Origin of the sequence: Quatrionicoccus australiensis (genome assembly GCF_020510525.1) — a bacterium.
GTDB classification, from domain to species: domain Bacteria; phylum Pseudomonadota; class Gammaproteobacteria; order Burkholderiales; family Rhodocyclaceae; genus Azonexus; species Azonexus australiensis_B.
The window spans coordinates 4,122,081-4,141,145 of sequence record NZ_CP075188.1 but is presented as its reverse complement, the minus strand read 5'-3'; the positions used below and the strand labels follow the sequence as shown (position 1 = coordinate 4,141,145).

Sequence of the window (19,065 nt, the reverse complement as noted above, 5' to 3'; positions counted from 1 at the left end):
CTTTTTACAAAAATTAACGGACCGTTTGCGCGGTCGCGCCGGGCATTTTCGCCAGTGTTTGCAGGAAGTTCGGCGCGTCCTGAAAGCCGACGACGCGGGCATTCTTGAGTTCGCGGCCATCCGGCGCAAAAAAGAGGATGCCGGGTGGCCCGAACAGGCCGAATTTGGCGAGCAAGGCCTTGTCGTCGGCCGAATTGGCCGTGACATCGGCCTGAAACAGCTTGAAACCGGCCAGTTTGGCGCGCACGGCGCTGTCGGCGAAGGTAAAACGCTCCATTTCCTTGCACGACACGCACCAGTCGGCATAAAAATCGAGCATCACCGGCTGGCCGGCGGCCATGATTTTCTGCTCCAGCTCGGCGAGCGAGGCAACGCGCTCGAAGGGCAGATGCTTTTCTTCGGCGGCGATTGCCTGACCGCGCAAACCGGCGAGCGGTTGCAGCGGATCGCGGCTGCCGGCCAGGGCGCCGATCAGCAAGGCGGCACCGGTCAGCAGCATGACGATGCCGATGCCCTTCCAGAAACGCTGCCAACCCTTGGCGTGCGGCGGCAGCGGGTCGAGGGCGTGCAGGTAGATGGCCGGAATGATCAGCAAGGCGGCCCAGGCCAGCATCTGCGCCACGGCCGGAATGACTGGCGAAACCAGCCAGACGGCGGTGGCGAGCAGGAGCACGCCGAAGCCCTTCTTGACCGCTTCCATCCACGCGCCGGCGCGCGGCAGCAGCGAGCCGCCGGCAACGCCGACCACGAGCAGCGGCACGCCCATGCCGAGCGCCATGACGAACAGCGCCGTGCCGCCGAGCACGGCATCGCCGGTCTGGCCGATGTAGAGCAGTGCGCCGGCAAGCGGCGCGGCGACGCAGGGGCCGACGATCAGCGCCGACAGCGCGCCCATCACGAAGACGCCGATGCCACGCCCGCCCTGCAGGTGACCGGATTCTTCCGAAAGCTTGCTCTGCAGCGAGCTGGGCAGTTGCAGCTCGTAGAAGCCGAACATCGAGAAGGAGAGCACGACGAAGACCAGCGCGAAGGCGCCGAGCACCCACGGGCTTTGCAGCGCGCTTGAGACCAGCGTGCCGGACAGGCCGGCGGCGACCCCGGCGGCGGCGTAGGTCACCGCCATGCCGAGCACGTAGGCGAGCGCCAGCGCGAAACCGCGTGCGTGCGAGACCTGGTGGCCCTGGCCGGCAATGATGCCGGAGAGGATGGGAATCATCGGGAAGACGCAGGGCGTCAGCGACAGGCCGAGGCCGGCCACGAAGAAGAAGGCGAGATTGACCCAGAAACCGGCATTTTTGAGCGTCGCGGCGATTTTGCTGCTTTCGTCGCCGTCGACCGCCGGGCTTGCCTCGGCCGCCGGGGCACTGGCCGGATCGGGCAGTTCGACGCTCAGCGTCTGGCTTTGCGGCGGGTAGCAGATGCCGGCGTCGGCGCAGCCCTGCGAACTCAGCTTGAGGGTCAGCGGCAGCGGCCCGGAACTGCTGCGCTCGACCGGGACGCGGATGGCAACCGTCTTGTAATAGACCTCGACCTTGCCGAAATTCTCGTCGTCCTTCTCCTTGCCCTTGGGGAAGACCGGTGCGCCGAGCGTGGTGCTCTCGCCGTCCACGGCAAAGCGGAACTTGTCGCGGTACAGGTAATAGCCCTTGGCGATCTCGTAGCTGATTTCCAGCGTCTGCCCGTCGAGGGCACGCACGGCAGGCTTGAAGGCGACCGCCGGGTCGAGGAATTCCTCGGCCTGGGCGAGTTGACCGAAGAGGAGCAGGAAGACGAAGAGGATGCGCATCATGGCTGTTGGACCGTTTCTGCCGCCACCCAGTTCAGGTAGGCCGGCAAGCCGCGCTCGACGGGCAGCGCGATGATTTCGGGAATGTCGTAGGGATGGAGTTTCTGGATCGCGGCTTCAAGCGCCGGGTAATTCGCAGCGGTCGACTTGATGAAAAGCGGGATTTCCGTCGCCGACTCGATCTTGCCCTGCCAGCGGTAAAGCGACTGGATGCGCGGCAGGATATTGACGCAGGCGGCCAGGCCGCTTTCGAGGACGGCGAGCGCGATGCGGTTGGCGACTTCTTCGTCGGGGCAGTTGCAGAGGATGAGCAGCGTGGACATGGGCTTCCTACTTGAGCAGGCGGCGCCGGGTCAGGCGCAGCGCGATGGCGAAGGCGATGCCGGTGGTCGCGAGCAGCACGCCGATGTGGAGCAGCGCATCGGGCGGCACGTTGCCGGCGAGCAGCGGCCGGATCAGCGCGACGCCCTGGGCCAGCGGCAGGATCTGGCCGATGCTGGCGAGCCAGCCCGGCAATTGCCCGGTCGGGAAGAAAACGCCGGAAATCAGCGTCATCGGCGTGATGAACAGCGTGAAGTAATACATGAAGAAATCGTAGGACGGCGCCAGCGCGTTCCAGATCAGGCCGAGTGCGGCGAAGGCCAGCCCGGTCAGGATGATCGCCGGCAGCGCCCAGAGCGCGAGCGGGCCGTGCGTCAGGCCGAGGCCGGCGATGACGACGAGGATGGCGGCGCCGGAAAACAGCGACTTGGTCGCCGCCCAGAACAGCTCGCCGGCGACGACATCGGTCAGGCCGAGCGGCGTGTTGAGGATGGCGTCCCAGGTTTTCTGCACATGCATGCGCGAGAACGACGAATAGAGCGCTTCGAAGGTCGCCGCGTTCATCGTCGAGGCGCACACCGTGCCGGCCGCAAGGAAGGCGACGTAGGACTGGCCGTCGATGTTGGGCAGCATCGCACCCAGGCCGTAACCAAGGCCGAGCATGTAGATCAGCGGGTCGGCCAGGTTGCCGAGTATGGACGGCAGGGCGAGCTTGCGCCAGACGAGGAAGTTGCGCTGCCAGACCGGAAACCAGCCGGGGCGGTGTAAGCCAGGGAGCATCGGATGCACCGTTGAGGAAAGAGCGGTCTATTTTACTGTGAAGTGGCGTGGCTGCTTTTTATTGCGGCGCACCATGACGGCCCGGTCAGGAATGCCCTTGCACCAGTTTCAGGCAGCGGGCATCCCCGGTTGGTCCCGGGTAATTCCTGCAAGTAAATGATTTTTGGCGTTTTTATCCGGTCGACCGGTCGCCGGCATGATTTTCGCTGCATTGCACCACCAACCCCGATCGCGCTTTGCCGGCGCGCATAAAAAGGAGAACCGTCGATGGATGAAAAACTTGAAAGGGCCCAGTTGATGGCCCGTTTCAAATTGATGGTCAAGCGTACGCTGAGCCAGACGGTCGATCTCGAGCGTCTGGGCCGCGAGCCGGCCTATGCCCGCGAACGCCTCGCCGAAATCGAGGAAGCGGCGCTCGACGAAGAGCTGTTGATCATGGTCCTGCGCCTGCGTGACCTGCTGCTGCCGGCACCGGAGCCGGTCGTTGTCGTGGCGCCGGCCCCGGTCGTCATCGCGCCGGTCGAAATTCCCCGCGAAAGTCCGAAGGAAACCCGCAACTACATGATGGGTGCGCGCTCCTGGTAAGCAACGGCGGAAAAAGGCCCGCGCCCGGCCGTTGACCGGTCAGGCTGCGACGAAGATGTCAAAATGGCGGCATGTCCTCGCCCGCCATCGTTCTCTGCACGCTTAACGCCCGCTACATCCACGCCTCGCTCGGCCTGCGCTACCTGCTCGCCAACCTGGCCCGGCACGGAAATCCGGCCCTGCGCGCCGCTGCCGTGCTGCGCGAATTCACGATCAACCGCCCGGTGGCGGAAATCGTCGCCGCCCTGCTCGACGAACTCGGCGAAGCGGTCGAAGGCGTGCCGCAGATCGTCGGTTTCGGCGTCTATATCTGGAATGTCGCGCCGACGACCGAAGTTGTGCGGCGACTGAAAGAAGCCCGGCCGGCGCTCAAGATCGTCCTCGGCGGGCCGGAAGTCAGCCACGAATGGGAGCAACAGGAAATCGTCCGTCTCGCCGACCATGTCATCACCGGCTGGGGCGACGTCAGCTTTGCCAAACTCTGCCGCGCCCTGATCGACGGGCCGCCACCGCTGATGAAGGTGATTCCCGGCGAACAGCCGCCGCTCGAGCAGATCGAGCTGCCCTACGGCGAATTCACGCCGGACGACTTGGCGCATCGCCTGCTCTATGTCGAGGCCTCGCGCGGCTGCCCGTTCAAGTGCGAGTTCTGCCTGAGCGCGCTCGACAAGACGGCCTGGGCCTTTGACGCAGCGCGCTTTCTTGCCGCGCTCGATGGCTTGTATCAACGCGGCGCGCGCAATTTCAAGTTCGTCGACCGCACCTTCAACCTGAAGATCGACAGCTCGCTGCAGATCCTGCAATTTTTCCTCGAGCGCCTGACGCCGGATCTCTTCCTGCATTTCGAGGTGATTCCCGATCACCTGCCGGAGCGCCTCAAGGAAATGATCCTCCGCTTCCCGCCCGGCGTGCTGCAGTTCGAGGTCGGCATCCAGACCTTCAACCCGGAAGTGCAGCAGCGCATTTCGCGCCGCCAGGACAACGAAAAGAGCGGCGCCAACCTCGACTGGCTGGTTGCCCACAGCCCGGCCCACCTGCACGCCGACCTGATCTTCGGCCTGCCCGGCGAGAGCTGGCAGAGCTTTACCGCGAGTTTCGACCGTCTGTACGCGCACCGGCCGCACGAAATCCAGCTCGGCATCCTCAAGCGCCTGCGCGGCACGCCCATCGTTCGCCACAGCGCCGAATTCGGCATGGTCTACGCCAGCCAGCCGCCCTACGGCATCGTCAAAACGGGCGCCGTGGACGCGTCGACCGTCCGGCGCTTCACCCGCCTTGCCCGTTACTGGGACCTCTACGCCAATTCCGGCCGCTTCCCGCAGACGCTGCCCGTCCTGCTCGCCGCACCCTCGCCCTTTGCCGCCTTCGCCGCGTTTGCCGACTGGCTGTGGCAGACGATCGCCCAGACCAGTACTTTTACCCCCGAAATGCTGGTCGACCGCCTGTTCGACTACCTGACGCAGGAACTCGGCCATGCCGCCGCAACGGTACGCTCGCTTCTGCTCGCCGACTACCAGGCAAGCGGCGCCCGCGCCAATCCGGCCTGCTTGCAGGGCCTGCTCAAGGACAGGCCCAAACCGGTGGCGCGTGCAGCGGGCGGTCTGGTGCAGCGGCAGGAAAGGCATGGCGGGGTTGCACCCGATTCGTTTACGCCAATTAGCGGCGAGCATTCCGCCATTACCGAAGCGTGAGCATATGAGGTCTGCATCTGGCAGTTCAGGTTCGACAGCGCGCCGATGCATAGCAACCAGAGAATCCGCGGTAGCGGAGCTATTCTTCAAAAAGGGGGGCGGTTAGCGCATCGAGATTGCTCGGAAAATCGACGAAGGCTCCGCTCCCAGGCTATTTGATGCTCCTGCCGCGATGGAATTTTCTTGGTCATCGTAAACTGACCCTTTAGAATGCCGAAGCAATAAATAAGGCGTCCATCATGGCAAGAATACTGCTCGGTTCAGCATCTCCAAAATTAGACACATCCTCCCTAACTAGTACCAAGCCAAGTAGCAACTTGCCTCCTGCTGATCTGGAAAGGCGGCTGAGATCAAAGCGATCGATGGCTTATATCGCGTCACTGCAAAGGCTCGATGCCGGTGGTCATTCCCATACACGGGAAGCGCTTGATGCCTTGCTTCAAGCCATACAGCACGAACTACCGGAAATATCGATTGAACACTTACCCGTTGGCATCGTAGCCAAGTGCTATCTGGGAGAGCCTTACGAGGTCCATACGCTGGACCGGCAAGAGACGATCATTCAGCACTACAAGCGACACCAGGCCATGCCCCCTATGCTCGAACGTGCTCGCTCTTTGGCTATGCATCCAGGCTATGTTTTTATCGAGGTTTATACAGACAGGCTTATCGCCATCTCTAATAACGGTGATACGTCAATGGTGAAAGGGTAATCATGAGTAGCGAGCGCATTATTCATCTGGCCGATCTGGCATTTATCCAGAACAGCCTATCCAGTCTAAGCAGCGACATCGGCGTAGTCTCCGGGCAAGTCGATTCCGTTGGACGTGAAATTGCTGGTACAAGATCAGAGTTGGCACGTCTTGAACAGGCATTCATAGAGTTTGTGGCAGCGGATATCAAAGCCAAGGAGTTGGCCCTGGCGGAAACCAGGCAGGTCAAAATCAGACAGGCCTTAAAGACCCAATTTGGCTATTACGCAGAAGTCCGTCGTCAGGCCACCGGGATTCTTCAGGCTGCCGACATCAGCGTCGTTCGCCAGGAAACCATCAACGCCGCAACCGAAAATCTCATGCTGTCTGCGCCGCGTTACTGGCTTGCCCCGGCCCTCGTTGCTTTGGCGGCATGGCTGGGCGACAACAAACCCTTGGCAGAAAAAGCTTTGGCGGAAGCCATCCGCAGGGATGACGAAAAGACATCGCTGTTTTTTGCCTTGATCACTCGCCGCTCCAGCCGTGCCAATGGTTGCCGGGTATGGCTGGATCGTTATTTTGGAATACAGGATCCTCTGAAGCTGGACCGACAGTCTGTAGTCCTCATTGATGCCTTGGCCAGTGGTGTGTTCGGCACCGAAATCCGCGGACTTTGCGCCAAACGTTTCGAGACATGGATTGCCGAATTATCACAGCGTGTTGGTTTTGTTGAGGAGCAGCGAAAGCAATGGAACGACGGACTGCGTTCCAAGATTCCGACAACCGATAACGCCACCCGCTACAAACATTTGCCGCAATACAGCCCGACGTGGCCCCTATTGAATCAGGTCCTGAACGGCGCAACCATGCAGGCCGTTGTCCTGAATCATTTCAAGGCAACTTTTGATGGCCCTATTCCTGTATCGCCCAACCTGCAAGCGGCGGTAGACGATCTATTGGACAAACTCGTTAAAAACTTTGACGACGAAGAGTTACCACTGCGTCGAGACGACAGGTTTTGCCAGCTCATCATCGACGAAGGCGGTGATAAGCCGCAAGCACGCAACCGATTCGATCTGGAAAGCAAAGCACTGGACGAACACGTCAGCTTCACACAATTGCTGACCAACACCTCGATGCACCCGGAAGTATCCCACGCCTCGAAAGCCACCCAGCGTTTTGCCACCGCCTTGTCGAAAGAGTGGATCAAAGATGCACATCAGGACCTTTCGGCAAGCATTAGAGCATCTGTGCCCAACCAGATTGAAATCACCATCGAGGATTGGCAAGGATCAACCCAGAATGGCGAAAACGAGAAAGAGCTCGCAACTTCTTTGGCAAGTCACATAGAGCGCCGTAAAGAAACGGAACTTGCCGATGCAAGGTTGCGCTTTCAGCACTGGGCTGGTCTTGCCTTCGGTATTGGCTTTTTGGCAATGGGTTTTCCGGGGCAATTTTTGTTCTTGGCGCTCGGGGCGGGATGTCTTATTTGGTTCTTCACCGCCAGATCGAAAATCGAGAAAGTCAGGAAAAAAATCACCGAGGATTTTGCACGATTGACAGAGCAGTCATTGCAAGCGCTGAAAGCCACTGTTGCAGAAGCGGTTGAATGGCGACGTGATTTTTCCAAAAGGGATGCTGTATCAGCATTGGTCAGTCAATTTCTCGAAACGATCAGTGCCGAACAGCACCTTCTATCCCCCCATGATAATGTTCGCCAAGTGATCTCAACGGCGAGCAGTTGCTGAGAGCCCAGGAGCCTGACATGACCAGAGAAATAATTCATCAAACCGCCCTTGAGTCTGCATCTGTTGCTGAACAATCCGGGCTGAAAACACACGCAGAGCCGGCGCAGACTCTTCCTGTCGAAAACGAACAGTTCCGCGACACACTTGCGGGGGTATTCCCAGAATGGGATTTATTGCCTGCTGTGCCATTTATCCGCAGGGTGAAATGAAGGCTCCCTGTAGCTATGCCGATTGGAGTGCCTGCCTCGAAGCCTTGGAAAATGGCGCGAATGATGAAGAGGTAATTCGCGCAATGACTCAAGGCGAACTAGCTTGGAGCAGTGGCGTGGCAAATCTCTTTTCAGAGCGAATTAGCGAAGTTTTCAGTACGAGATTGCAACGCTGCGCTAACCGCATGGCACGTGACCTTAACCTAGGCGCGGATGAAATTACTCTGGTCCGGGCATTATTGGACACACGGCGTAATCTCGCGTTGCTCTATCGGGTAGCAATCATTCCGGCTTTCCCGCAAATGCTCAGAGAACATTTGTCCGGTGAACTGAAACGTTATGCAGAGCGCGCTCATAGTTCACTGGAAGATAGCGCAAAGCGTGATCGCAGCGGCAAACTTACAAGCCTGATTCGGCATAACAGCCTACTTGGCTATGACGCCTCCGCCGCCTGTGCGTCGTCGCTGCCGATGCCCGCATCAAATTACGTGGTTGAAAATATGCCCACAACCGCAAGAAAACGAACGATATTGGCCTGATCATGAGTGATACCAGAGAATTCAAAACCAATTTGACGCTTTACCTTAAGGCTCGGGTGCCTTTCATTTCTATCCGCAGTGCGGAACGCTCGCGCGTTCTGGAAATATTTCGAGAAGTCGCTGCTAGCCTGAGCAATGCGCCAATTTTTGTTCACACGCTCTCGCAAGGAACAAAAGAACTGCTTACCAACCGTTCGGCAAACGAGGACCGCTCAGTCGTTGGTGCGATTGATTTCGCGAGTCAACAGATATCTCAACGTCAAAACCTGTCTTTCATATTGACGGAGGTCGCTGATATTGAGGATGACACGCCGTTTGCCAGACAGTTGCAGGATACAGTCATGCTTGCAGCAGAACATGGCGGAGTAGTCATCGTCGTAACGACTAAACCCGTTTGGGGGCAATTGCAGCGGCTCGGTATGTCGCTTACCCTTTCGTCACCAACTGAAGACGAAATGCGTGAGATTATCCATGAACAGATAGAAGCCTACCGCAGCCAACTGCCCATCGAATGGGACGAGTCCGATGAAAAACAAGCAGCAGCTATCCTCACCGGCATCTCTCGAATCGAAGCCGAAAACATCATCGCCACCTTACTGGCCACTGGTGGAATCAAGAAAGCCGACCTAGTCGAATTGATGCACGCCAAGGACCGTATTTTTGCCGACATATCGGGCATCGAACGGGTTCAAGTGCGAGGAGCTGAGCTGAATGTGGGAGGATTGGGTGGTCTGAAATCTTGGCTGGACCGCGAACGCCCCCTGCTTACAGCTGACTTGAGAGAACGAGGAATACGTCCGCCGCGAGGTGTTTTACTCGTTGGCGTCCCTGGCTGCGGGAAATCCCTTTCCGCCAAGGCGATTGCTCACAACTGGAGCCTTCCACTTTACCGCTTGGATCTTTCAACAATCCACGGGCAATATCTGGGGCAAAGCGAAGGACGACTGAAAGATGCTCTGTCTACAGCAGATCATGTTTCCCCCTGCGTACTCTGGATTGACGAAATTGAAAAAGGTCTGGCGGGTGCGACTCAAGGTGCTAATGACGGCGGCACTTCAACACGCCTTGTTGGACAATTCTTATATTGGCTTCAAGAAGCGCGTGCCCGTGTGTTCGTGGTAGCAACGGCAAACGATGTTTCAAAACTACCTCCCGAACTGCTACGCCGAGGCCGCTTTGATGAATTGTTCTTCGTCGATCTCCCTACCCCAGAGGAACGCAAGGAAATCATTAACATTTACGCAATGCGTGGCCTAAAACAGGAATTACCAAGTGCCTTGATGCAGGAGCTCGTGGAAGCATCAGACGGCTTCGCCGGCTCTGATCTGGAGTCCGCAGTCCGCGAAGTGGTAAAGGAAGCATATCTGCATGGTGACAATGCCGTAACTTCTGACTTGTTCCGCCGTAGTTTCCAAAATGTTGTTCCTCTGTCAAAAACCAGCCCGGAACAAATTGAGAATATCCGAGCCTGGGGTCGCGAACGAGCCGTCCCGGCATCCGGGATACCAATCGGAGGCACGGAGATCCAAGTTCGCCCACGACGCACTGTGCTTGCATAGGTACGGCAGAATCGACCAATAAGCGCGACCACTAGCGAGTTCTGAGGAACGGATCACGGCTTATGCGGGGCACCGCTCATCGGCCTGAGCGTGCTGCTCGGGCTGGGTATCCTGCTCGTCTTGCTGCGTCGCAAGGACTGATTTGCGGCAATCCCCGGCCTGGCCGGGGCTAAGCCGCCAGCTGCAGCGCTTTCTGGATCAGGCCGATGTTGATGGCGATGGCCGAGGGGCGATTCAGGTTGTGCGGCAGGTTGTGCGGTTTCAGCCAGCGGAATTCGGAATGTTCGTGGTTGAGTCGGGGTTCGAATTCGCTGTCGGCGAGCAGCAGGTAGTAATGCAGTTCGCGCAAGGCCTCGACGTAGCCCAGGCCCTGGATTTCGCTATCGCTGACGCCGCCGAAGTGCACCAGATCATCGCCCTTGCGCTCGATGCCGGCTTCTTCCGAGAGTTCGCGCAGCAAGGCCTGCTGTGGCGTTTCTCCGGGATCGACATGGCCGCCGAAGAAATTCCAGACACCGGGTTTGTTGACCGTCTCGGAACGCCTGCCGAACAGGAAGGTGCCGGCCGATGGGCAATAGATGATGGCCCAGACGCCGGCCTGCTTGTTGAGCTTCATGATCGCTTCCCCTGTTGCTTCAATCGCGCAATTCCCGGCCGGTCAGCTTGATGAAGACCTCTTCGAGGTTGGAGGCGCGGTGCAGGTAGCGCAGGCTGTCGGCGGTAGCCAGTCGGGCGAGCAGTTCGCGCGGTTCGCGGCAATAGAAGAAGGCGGTTTCACCGCTGGTTTCGACGCGTTCGGCGAGCTGCCGGTTGGTTTCGACGAAGGCGCCCAGATTGCCGCCGGCTTCGTCATAAACTTCGATGACCTGCGGTTCGATGTGCTCGGCGATGAGCTGGCGCGGGCTGCCTTCGGTGATCTTGCGGCCGTGGTCGATGACCATCAGCCGGTCGCACAGGCGTTCGGCCTCGTCCATGAAGTGGGTGGTCAGGATCAGCGTCTTGCCGGCCGACTTGAGCTGTTTCAGGCGATCCCAGATCAGGTGTCTGGCCTGTGGGTCGAGGCCGGTGGTCGGTTCGTCGAGAAAGACGATGTCGGGGTCGTTGACCAGGGCGCGGGCCAGCGTCAGGCGCCGCTTCATGCCGCCGGAGAGCGTTGCGATGCGGGCGTCGGCCTTGCCGGAGAGGCCGGCGAATTCGAGCAGTTGCGGGATGCGCGCCTTGACCTCGGCGTCCTTGAGGCCGAAATAGCGGCCGAAGACGAGCAGGTTTTCGCTGGCCGTGAAGTCCGGATCGAGATTGTCGAACTGCGGCACGACGCCAACGCGGGCTCTCGCCTGCTGCGCATCGGCCGGAATGGCGCAGCCGTTCAGGCTGATTTCGCCGCTGTCCGGGCCGGTCAGGCCGAGGCAGAGGCGAAGTGTCGTCGTCTTGCCGGCACCGTTCGGGCCGAGCAGGCCGAAACAGATGCCGGGTTCGACGGCGAAGGAGAGGCCGGCGACGACTTCCGTGCCGGCGTAGACCTTGCGCAGATTGGAGACGCTGAGTGCCGTCACTTAGTGCCGCCAGGCGCGCGTGATGATGTCGCGGATCAGGTGCAGGCGACGGTGGAAGAAGTGGTCGGCACCGGGCACCATGACTACCGGCAGGTCGAGCGGCAGGGCCCAGGCGAAGACGTTGGCCGGCGGTACCAGCGTGTCGTCGGCACCATGGATGACGATGGTGTCGTGCGGCACGGCTTCGGTGTCGTACTGGCGGCTGTTCTCGACATGGCCGGCGGCGGTGCCGACCAGGACCAGACGCTGCGCCGGGTGGCCGGCTTCGGCGAGGCGCTTGGCGACGCGGGTCTGGCAGTAGGCGCCGAAGGAAAAGCCGGCCAGGGCAACCGGCAGGTCGCCGCAGCGGCGCTTGGCTTCTTCGAGCACGGCGAGCAGGTCGTCGGTTTCGCCGATGCCTTCATCGTGCTCGCCTTCCGTGCCACCAACGCCGCGGAAATTCGGGCGGAAGGCGGCATAGCCAAGGCTGACGAAGGTGCGGGCCAGCGTGTAGGCGACCTTGTTGGTATTGGCGCCGCCGCCCATCGGGTGTGGATGGGCGATCAGCGCGATGCCCTTCGGGGCATCCGGCCGTTCCATGATGGTGTCGATATTGCCGACCGGGCCGGCGACGAGGATTTTTTCTTCCGGGGCTTTCATGCTCAGATCTTCAGGCGTTCGACGATGCGGCCATGCAGCAGGTGTTCGTCGATGATTTCATCGACATCGCTTTGGTCGATGAAGGAATACCAGGTTTCCTGCGGATAGACGACCATGACCGGACCCTGGTCGCAGCGCCCGAGGCAGCCGGCCTTGTTGATGCGGATATTGCCCGGGCCGTTCTTTTTCAGCTGGCCGATGCGGTCCTTGGCGTAGGTGAACATTTCCGAGCCGCCAATGCTGTTGCAGCACTGTTCGCCGGCGTCGCGCTGGTTGGTGCAGATGAAGACGTGGTGTTCGAAATAGCTCATGTTTTCTCCTTGGGGCCAAATATTATCCTTGAAACCTCCGCTGGACGAGGCTGTTGGTGCGTTTGGGCGGGATGTCCGGCGCGAAGCGACGCCGCGGCAGGCTCATGCCTGCGAGAAGGAGCGACAAAGCCGGGCGCCCGACCAGACGTGCCAGCGGCCGCGTAGCGCTCTCAGCCGCTGGGTGAATCTCCTCGGAGGCATAAAAGTCAGCGCCCATGTGGCTCGCCTGAGATGGATAAGCGGTCAACAGAGGTTCCAAGGATTATAGCCGCCCGGTTTCACGGCGAATGCCGGCCGTGGCTCCAGTATTTTTCCAGACCGATGAGCAGGGAACTGGCGATGGCGACGGCAAATATTTCGCCCCACGCCTGCCAGCCGATCGGCGCCGTCTGGAAAACGCGGTTGAGCGGCGGCCAGTAGGTCAGCAGCAATTGCAGCAGCGCCATGCTGCCGATGCCGCCCCACACCCAGAGGTTGGAAAAGAGGCCGAGGCTCCAGAAACTGCGGGTCAGCGAGCGGCAGTTGAAGAGGTAAAGCATTTCGACCATTACGAAGAGGTTGACCGCTACGGTGCGCGCTTCGGGCAGCGAGTGACCCTGCTCCAGTTCGCGCAGGAAAAGTCCGAAGGAACCGGCGAGCAGCAGGCAGGAGACGAGCACGATGCGGCGGATCAGGGCGGCATCGAGGACCGGCGTTTCCAGGCGGCGCGGCGCGCGGCGCATGATGCCGCGCTCGATCGGCTCGAAGGCGAGCGGCAGGCCGAGCAGGACGGCGGTGCTCATGTTGATCCAGAGGATCTGCAGCGGCGTGATCGGCAGGGTGGAGCCGAAGAGGATGGCAGCAACGATGACCAGGCCTTCGCCGAAATTGGTCGGCAAGGTCCAGGTGATGAACTTGACGAGGTTGTCCCAGACGCCGCGCCCTTCCTCGACCGCCGCCTCGATGCTGGCGAAATTGTCGTCGGTGAGCACCATCGCCGCCGCTTCCTTGGCGACTTCGGTGCCGCCCAGGCCCATGGCGATGCCGATATTGGCCTGCTTCAGGGCCGGCGCGTCGTTGACGCCGTCGCCGGTCATCGCCACGACTTCGCCGCGCGACTGCAGGGCGCGGACCAGGCGCAGCTTCTGTTCCGGTTCGACGCGGGCGAAGACGTCGGTTTCGTGGGCGGCGACGGCGAGTGCCGCTTCGTCGAGTTCGGCCAGTTCGCGCCCGGTCAGCGCCTGCTTGGCGTCGATGCCGATCTGCGCGGCGATGGCGAGCGCCGTGACGGCATGGTCACCGGTGATCATCTTGACCCGGATGCCGGCCGAGTGACAGTTGCGGATGGCCGAAATCGCCGCCTTGCGCGGCGGGTCAATCATGCCGACCAGACCGAGCAGGGTCAGGTCGTGCAGGCGCTCATCGCTCAGCGCCGTGCCCGTTGGGTCGAGGCGGCGGGCCAGGAGCAGCACGCGCATCCCCTGTTCGGCCAGGCTACGGGCCGCAGCTTCAATTTCGGCGGCGACCAGCGGCGCCGTCTGGCCGTGCTCGTCCAGACGGTCGACGCAGCGCGGCAGCAGTTTTTCCAGCGCGCCCTTGATGTAGATGATCTGGCCGGCATCGCCGGCATGTGCCGTCGCCATGTACTGGCGGGTGGCATCGAAGGGCAGGACGTCCTGGCGCGGCAACAGCGCCTGCAGCGTGTGTTCTTCGAGCGTGCCCTTGCGCGCCGCGACGAGCAGCGCGGCTTCGGTCGGGTCGCCGGTGATTTTCCAGTGCTGGCCGCTGCGCGCCAGACTGGCATCGTTGCACAGGGCGCCGCCAACCAGGGTTTCGCGCAGGGCGCCGGCGATGCTGGCGGGCTGTTCATCGAGGCGGATGTCGCCGGCCGGGTTGTAGCCGTGGCCGCTGACTGCGTAGTGCCGGCCGGCGCAGAGCAGCGCATGCACGGTCATCGCATTTTCGGTCAGCGTGCCGGTCTTGTCGGAACAGATGACCGTCGTGCTGCCCAGGGTTTCGACCGCGGCCAGACGCCGGATGATGGCGCGGCGCTTGGCCATGCGGGCGACGCCGATGGCCAGCGTGACGGTGACGGCGGCCGGCAGGCCTTCCGGAATGGCGCCGACGGCAAGGGCAACGGCCGCCATGAACATCTCGAAGGCCGACTCGCCGCGCAGCAGGCCGACGCCGGCGGTCAGCAGGGCGAGGCCGCCAATCGCCCAGAGTAGCCAGTTGGAGAAGGTCGCCATCTTGCGGGTCAGCGGCGTCGCCAGTTCCGGGGCGCCGGCGATCAGGTCGGCGATACGCCCGGTTTCGGTGGCATCGCCGGTGGCGATGACCAGGCCGCTGCCCTGTCCGGCCACGACAGTGGCGCCGGCATAGGCCATGTTCAGGCGTTCGGCGAGCAGCGTGTCGGCGGGCAGCACGGCGGTGTGTTTGCCAACCGGCAGGGATTCGCCGGTCAGCATCGATTCGTCGGTGTGCAGTTCGTGTTCGAGGAAGAGGCGCAGGTCGGCCGGCACGCGGTCGCCGGCGGCGAGCAGCACGACATCGCCGGGTACCAGCTGGCTGGCATCCATCTGCTGGCGGTGCCCGCCGCGGCGTACCGTGACCGGCGTCGCGACGCTTCTGGCGAGCGCTGCCAGCGCACCTTCGGCCTTGGCTTCCTGCCAGTAGCCGATGCCCGCGTTGAGCAGCACGACGGCGAAAATGACGCTTGAGTCCACCATTTCGCCGAGCCCGGCGGTGACGACCCCGGCGCCGATCAGGACGAGGACCAGTGGCTGGATCAACTGGTCGGCAAAGCGCTTCCAGGCCGGGCGGCCGGGCACGGCGGTGAGCTGGTTGGGGCCATGTTCGAGCAGCCGGCGGGCGGCTTCTTCGTCGCTCAGGCCGGCAGCGGTGTCGACTTCAAGGTGGTGGGCGACGGCCGCGGCCGTCTCGGCATGCCAGCTTACGGTCGACGTGTCGTCAGGAGCAGAAACGGCAGGGTCAGGAAGGGCCATAGGGTAGCCACCAGTCGGGTCAGACCATTGAAATTCAGGAAGTGTCCCTGCCGCCAGGTGGCCAGTGCAGCCATTGAATACGGGTTGGGCGGGGCGAGGTTGACCAGTACGGTAGCAGACATCAGGGCCAATGCGGCGAGCATTAAGCGCAGGGTGGCCGGCAGGGCCAGGCTGACGGCAAGAAAGAGCAGGGCGACGAGCAGACCCATCTGGGCGCCGGGGGTCAGCCAGGCCAGCGCTTCACCCGGATTGATCAGGATTGTCGAGGCCAGCGTGCGGACGACCAGGCCGAGGATCAGGAACAGCGGTACGACGATGTAGGCCCAGAGCAGGCGGGCGGTGAGCAGGCGGAGGATGAGGCCGACAGCAATCGCGTTGAGGGCGGTGATGCTGGCTTCGATCAGCGCAAAGCTGTCGGCAGCGAAGGGAACGGCCCCGGCCAGACCGAGCGTCTGGCGCAGGTCGCCGGCGCCGAAGAGCAGGGTTTCCGGCGAGAGCGGCACGAGCAGCCAGAGACCGAGCAGGGTCAGGCCGAGTTCGGCATGCGGGACCGGCGCGATCAGGCGGTGTTCGAGCGCGGTGATGCGGGCGAAGATGCGTGGCCCGACGTACTGCGCCCAGATTGCGCCGAGCAGTCCGCCCAGGCTGTTGCAGGCGAGATCGAGGTTGGACGGAACACGCGAGGGCAGCCAGGTCTGCAGGCTTTCCAGGCTGAAACTGACGCCGGCGGCGAGCAGCACGGCGAGCACCGGCGCGCTGTAACGGCCGGGAATGCGGTCAAGCGCCAGGGTCAGCAGGAAGCCGAGCGGGATATAGACGGCGACATTGACGGCGAGGTCGAAGACGGTCCAGTAACGCGGCCAGCCGCCTTCGAGAAAGGCGAAGGGCGAGATGCCGGTGTCGCGCCAGCCGGCGAACGGATGCAGGCTGCCATAGATGACCAGCCCGCACCAGGCCAGGGCCAGGTAGCGGGCGAGCAGGATGGGGCCACGGCCGTGCTGAGTCATGCTGCGGATTTTAGGGCGTATCCGGCAGCGCGTCAGCCTGTTTGGACACAAAGGTGTCGGCGCGAACGCCTTTCCGTAACATTGTCAGGGTGTTTTGTGCGGGTGCGGATGATCGTTGGTGTGATGCGTTTCGGCGGCGGCGCGGTGATGCAGTTCGGCATGAATATCGGCCTTCGGCGTCGGTCGACCGATCCATTGCGGCAATAATGAGCCGGCAATCATGCCCAGGATGCTGACGCCGAGGCCGATCAGCTGCGGCGGCACGAGTTGGCCGACGTTGGCCAGCGCGTAGGCGTAGTCACCGCTCGACGGGCTGCTGCCGACCAGCGCCTCGACCAGCAGCCACGAGGCCAGACCGCCGAAAATCGCGGCGAGTGCGCCCTGCGTCGTCGCCCTCTTCCAGAAGGCACCGAAGAAAAGCGGCACGAAAGCCCCGGCCAGCGTCACCTTGTAGGCGTTCTCGACCATCTTGAAGATGCTGGCGTTCGAGTACAGCGCAAAGGCGAGCACGATGCCGGCGAAAACAACGATCGCGCCGCGCATGACGCGCAGGAACTGGTGGTCGCCCATGTGCGGGAAGAAATCGCGGACGATGTTTTCCGAGAAGGCGACGGCGGGCGCGAGCAGGGTGGCCGACGAACAGCTCATGATCGCCGAGAGTACGGCACCGAAAAAGATGGCCTGGGCGAAGACCGGCGTGTGCTGCAGGACCAGCGTCGGCAACACGAGTTGCGAGTCGGTCTGCAGCAGGCCGTTGAACAGCGTCGGGTCGATCAGCGTCGCCGAGTAGGCGATGAACATTGGCACGAAGGTGAAGCAGAAATAGATCGAGGCGCCGAGGATGGAACCCCACAGCGCGATCCTCTGGGTTTTCGCCGAGGTGATGCGCTGGAAGACGTCCTGCTGCGGAATCGAGCCGAGCATCATGGTGATCCAGGCGCCAAGAAAGGACAGCCACAGCCAGGGATCGGGCGGCGGGAAGAAATCGAGTTTGCCGGCCTCGGCCGCATGCTGGATCACCGTGTCGACGCCGCCGGTCAGGCCGGACACCAGCCAGGCGATGAACAGCATGCCGCCCATGATGACGCCCATCTGCACGAAATCGAGGATGGCGACCGAGAGCATGCCGCCGAAGGTGGTGTAGGTCAGCACGATGGCGGCGCCGAGGATCATGCCGGCCGGCTGGCTGAGATAGCCGTCGGTCACGACATTGAAGACGAGGCCGAGCGCCTTGATCTGGGCCGAGACCCAGCCGAGGTAGGAGGCGACGATGCAGAGCGTGGTCAGCACCTCGACCGTGCGGTTGTAGCGCAGGCGGAAATAGTCGCCGAGGGTCAGGATGTTGAGCTTGTAGAGTTTGCGCGAGAAGAAGACGCCGGCAATGATCAGGCACATCGAGGAGCCGAAGGGGTCGGCGACGACGCCGGAGAGGCCATCCTTGACGAAGGTGGCGGAGACGCCGAACACCGCTTCGGCGCCGAACCAGGTGGCGAATACGGTCGCGGTGACGACCGGCAGCGGCAGATGGCGGCCGGCGACGGCGAAGTCCTTGGCACTATGGACGCGGGTTGCCGCAAAGAGGCCGATGCCGATGGAAACGAGCAGGTAGAGAACGACGAACCAGATCAGCATGAGCGTACGGTCAACGAGGCCAAGAGGTTGAAAACGCGGAAATTATAAGGTGATTGCGCCCAGCCCGGATCAGAACGGCGGCGGGCAGTGGAAACGTAGTGCCTCACCGGTCAACGGGTGGGAAAAGGCCAAATCCATGGCGTGCAGCAACAGGCGATCCGCCTTGCCCTCGGCGGCGCCGGCGTAAAGGTCGTCGCCGAGAATCGGATGGCCGAGTTCGGCCATGTGTACGCGCAACTGGTGCGAGCGGCCGGTAAAGGGTTCGAGTTCGACGCGCGTTAGGTTGTTGACCGGGTCAAGTTCGAGGCGGCGGAAGCGGGTCAGCGAAGGTTTGCCGATATCGAAATCGACCTTCTGGCGCGGCCGGTTCGGCCAGTCGCAGATGAGCGGCAGTTCGACCTCGCCCTGCTCTGCCTTGAGCAGGCCGTCGACGACGGCGACATAGCGCTTGTCCACCAGGCGGTCGCGGAACAGCTTCGAGAGCAGCCGGTGCATTTCTTCGCCGCGCGCCAGCACGAGCAGGCCGGAAGTCGACATGTCCAGGCGGTGCACGATCAGCGCATCGGCAAATTGCGCCTGGATGCGGCTGGCCAGGCAATCCGCCTTGTCCTCGCCGCGGCCTGGCACTGAGAGCAGGCCGGCCGGCTTGTCGACGATGAGCAGCGTGTCATCGACGAAAAGCGGGGTCAGACCGGTGTCTACCGGTGGGTAATAGGCGCTCATGGCTGGCGGGGCGGGACGTCGCTGCAGCGACTGTCGGCGAACGGCCCGCTGTCCCGCAGCCAGCCTTTTGCCGGCGCCGTCTGGGCGCAGATGCGCTGGCCGTCGATGCGGCTGGCCCACCAGTACCAGGCGGCGGGTTTGCCGACGGCGGTGAATGTCATGGCCAGCATGAGCAGTGCGATAAGTCGTTTGAATTGCATCGGGCGAATAATTTGCTTGCCAATAGCTTACTGTAAATGTACTGTATTTATACCCAGTATCCGATGGGCGCCAAATCAGCCAGCGAGAATATACCGCGTGTTCTGT

General features: G+C 61.9%; 19 protein-coding genes. 7 read left to right on the top strand and 12 right to left on the bottom strand.

From position 1 onward, the window contains the following. Window positions 1-13: 13 nt before the first annotated feature. The 3 genes from KI612_RS19630 to KI612_RS19620 are packed head-to-tail and all read right to left on the bottom strand — an operon-like array spanning window position 14 to window position 2,887. Entirely contained in the window at window positions 14-1,789 is a 1,776-nt protein-coding gene (locus tag KI612_RS19630) for a protein-disulfide reductase DsbD (RefSeq protein ID WP_226441744.1), read from the bottom strand. Continuing rightward, the gene (gene cutA / locus KI612_RS19625) at window positions 1,786-2,109 is read right to left on the bottom strand and encodes a divalent-cation tolerance protein CutA (RefSeq protein WP_226441743.1); all 324 of its coding nucleotides are present in this window, start codon (window positions 2,107-2,109) and stop codon (window positions 1,786-1,788) included. The genes KI612_RS19630 and cutA overlap by 4 nt, the downstream gene beginning before the upstream one ends. A gap of 7 nt (window positions 2,110-2,116) precedes the next feature. Continuing rightward, complete coding sequence (locus KI612_RS19620) at window positions 2,117-2,887, bottom strand: ABC transporter permease (protein ID WP_226441742.1); 771 nt, start codon at window positions 2,885-2,887, stop codon at window positions 2,117-2,119. Between the two features lie 267 nt (window positions 2,888-3,154). Between KI612_RS19620 and KI612_RS19615 the strand changes: the two genes are divergently transcribed. The 7 genes from KI612_RS19615 (at window position 3,155) to KI612_RS19585 (ending at window position 9,910) form a co-directional block, all read left to right on the top strand. After that, window positions 3,155-3,472 carry a hypothetical protein gene (locus KI612_RS19615; protein WP_226441741.1) on the top strand — a complete coding sequence of 106 codons (318 nt, stop codon included), beginning with the start codon at window positions 3,155-3,157 and terminating at the stop codon, window positions 3,470-3,472. A gap of 71 nt (window positions 3,473-3,543) precedes the next feature. Beyond that, a complete protein-coding gene (locus KI612_RS19610; protein ID WP_226441740.1) occupies window positions 3,544-5,163 on the top strand; it encodes a B12-binding domain-containing radical SAM protein in 1,620 nt (539 codons plus the stop codon). A gap of 239 nt (window positions 5,164-5,402) precedes the next feature. Continuing rightward, on the top strand, window positions 5,403-5,876 hold the full coding sequence (locus KI612_RS19605) for a hypothetical protein (RefSeq protein WP_226441739.1): 474 nt from the start codon (window positions 5,403-5,405) through the stop codon (window positions 5,874-5,876). A 2-nt stretch (window positions 5,877-5,878) separates the two neighbouring features. Then, window positions 5,879-7,603 (top strand): hypothetical protein, encoded by a 1,725-nt coding sequence (locus KI612_RS19600; RefSeq protein WP_226441738.1) that lies wholly within the window; start codon window positions 5,879-5,881, stop codon window positions 7,601-7,603. Window positions 7,604-7,620: 17 nt separating this feature from the next. Beyond that, window positions 7,621-7,812, top strand: a complete 192-nt coding sequence (locus tag KI612_RS19595; protein WP_226441737.1) for a hypothetical protein — start codon at window positions 7,621-7,623, stop codon at window positions 7,810-7,812. Further along, window positions 7,767-8,351 (top strand): hypothetical protein, encoded by a 585-nt coding sequence (locus KI612_RS19590; RefSeq protein WP_226441736.1) that lies wholly within the window; start codon window positions 7,767-7,769, stop codon window positions 8,349-8,351. Before KI612_RS19595 ends, KI612_RS19590 begins: the two co-directional genes overlap by 46 nt. A 2-nt stretch (window positions 8,352-8,353) precedes the next feature. Then, the gene (locus KI612_RS19585) at window positions 8,354-9,910 is read left to right on the top strand and encodes an AAA family ATPase (protein WP_226441735.1); all 1,557 of its coding nucleotides are present in this window, start codon (window positions 8,354-8,356) and stop codon (window positions 9,908-9,910) included. A 169-nt stretch (window positions 9,911-10,079) separates the two neighbouring features. Here KI612_RS19585 and KI612_RS19580 read toward each other — a convergent pair whose 3' ends face one another. From KI612_RS19580 to KI612_RS19540, 9 genes are all read right to left on the bottom strand, one after another. Next, window positions 10,080-10,526, bottom strand: a complete 447-nt coding sequence (locus KI612_RS19580; RefSeq protein ID WP_226441734.1) for an NUDIX hydrolase — start codon at window positions 10,524-10,526, stop codon at window positions 10,080-10,082. A gap of 19 nt (window positions 10,527-10,545) precedes the next feature. Further along, complete coding sequence (locus KI612_RS19575; RefSeq protein WP_226441733.1) at window positions 10,546-11,463, bottom strand: ATP-binding cassette domain-containing protein; 918 nt, start codon at window positions 11,461-11,463, stop codon at window positions 10,546-10,548. Continuing rightward, window positions 11,464-12,102 carry an alpha/beta hydrolase gene (locus KI612_RS19570; RefSeq protein ID WP_226441732.1) on the bottom strand — a complete coding sequence of 213 codons (639 nt, stop codon included), beginning with the start codon at window positions 12,100-12,102 and terminating at the stop codon, window positions 11,464-11,466. 2 nt (window positions 12,103-12,104) lie between these two features. Continuing rightward, window positions 12,105-12,413, bottom strand: coding sequence for a (2Fe-2S) ferredoxin domain-containing protein (locus KI612_RS19565; RefSeq protein ID WP_226441731.1), 309 nt, complete (start codon window positions 12,411-12,413; stop codon window positions 12,105-12,107). Window positions 12,414-12,691: 278 nt separating this feature from the next. Then, a complete protein-coding gene (locus KI612_RS19560) occupies window positions 12,692-15,397 on the bottom strand; it encodes a cation-translocating P-type ATPase (RefSeq protein WP_226441730.1) in 2,706 nt (901 codons plus the stop codon). Continuing rightward, window positions 15,346-16,404: a VanZ family protein gene (locus tag KI612_RS19555; protein WP_226441729.1), complete on the bottom strand. Its 1,059-nt coding sequence runs from the start codon at window positions 16,402-16,404 to the stop codon at window positions 15,346-15,348. Before KI612_RS19555 ends, KI612_RS19560 begins: the two co-directional genes overlap by 52 nt. 84 nt (window positions 16,405-16,488) lie before the next feature. Continuing rightward, window positions 16,489-18,036, bottom strand: coding sequence for a sodium:solute symporter family protein (locus KI612_RS19550; protein ID WP_226441728.1), 1,548 nt, complete (start codon window positions 18,034-18,036; stop codon window positions 16,489-16,491). A gap of 69 nt (window positions 18,037-18,105) precedes the next feature. Next, the gene (locus KI612_RS19545; RefSeq protein ID WP_226441727.1) at window positions 18,106-18,759 is read right to left on the bottom strand and encodes an RluA family pseudouridine synthase; all 654 of its coding nucleotides are present in this window, start codon (window positions 18,757-18,759) and stop codon (window positions 18,106-18,108) included. Further along, window positions 18,756-18,959 (bottom strand): hypothetical protein, encoded by a 204-nt coding sequence (locus KI612_RS19540; protein ID WP_226441726.1) that lies wholly within the window; start codon window positions 18,957-18,959, stop codon window positions 18,756-18,758. Before KI612_RS19540 ends, KI612_RS19545 begins: the two co-directional genes overlap by 4 nt. Window positions 18,960-19,065 lie beyond the last annotated feature (106 nt).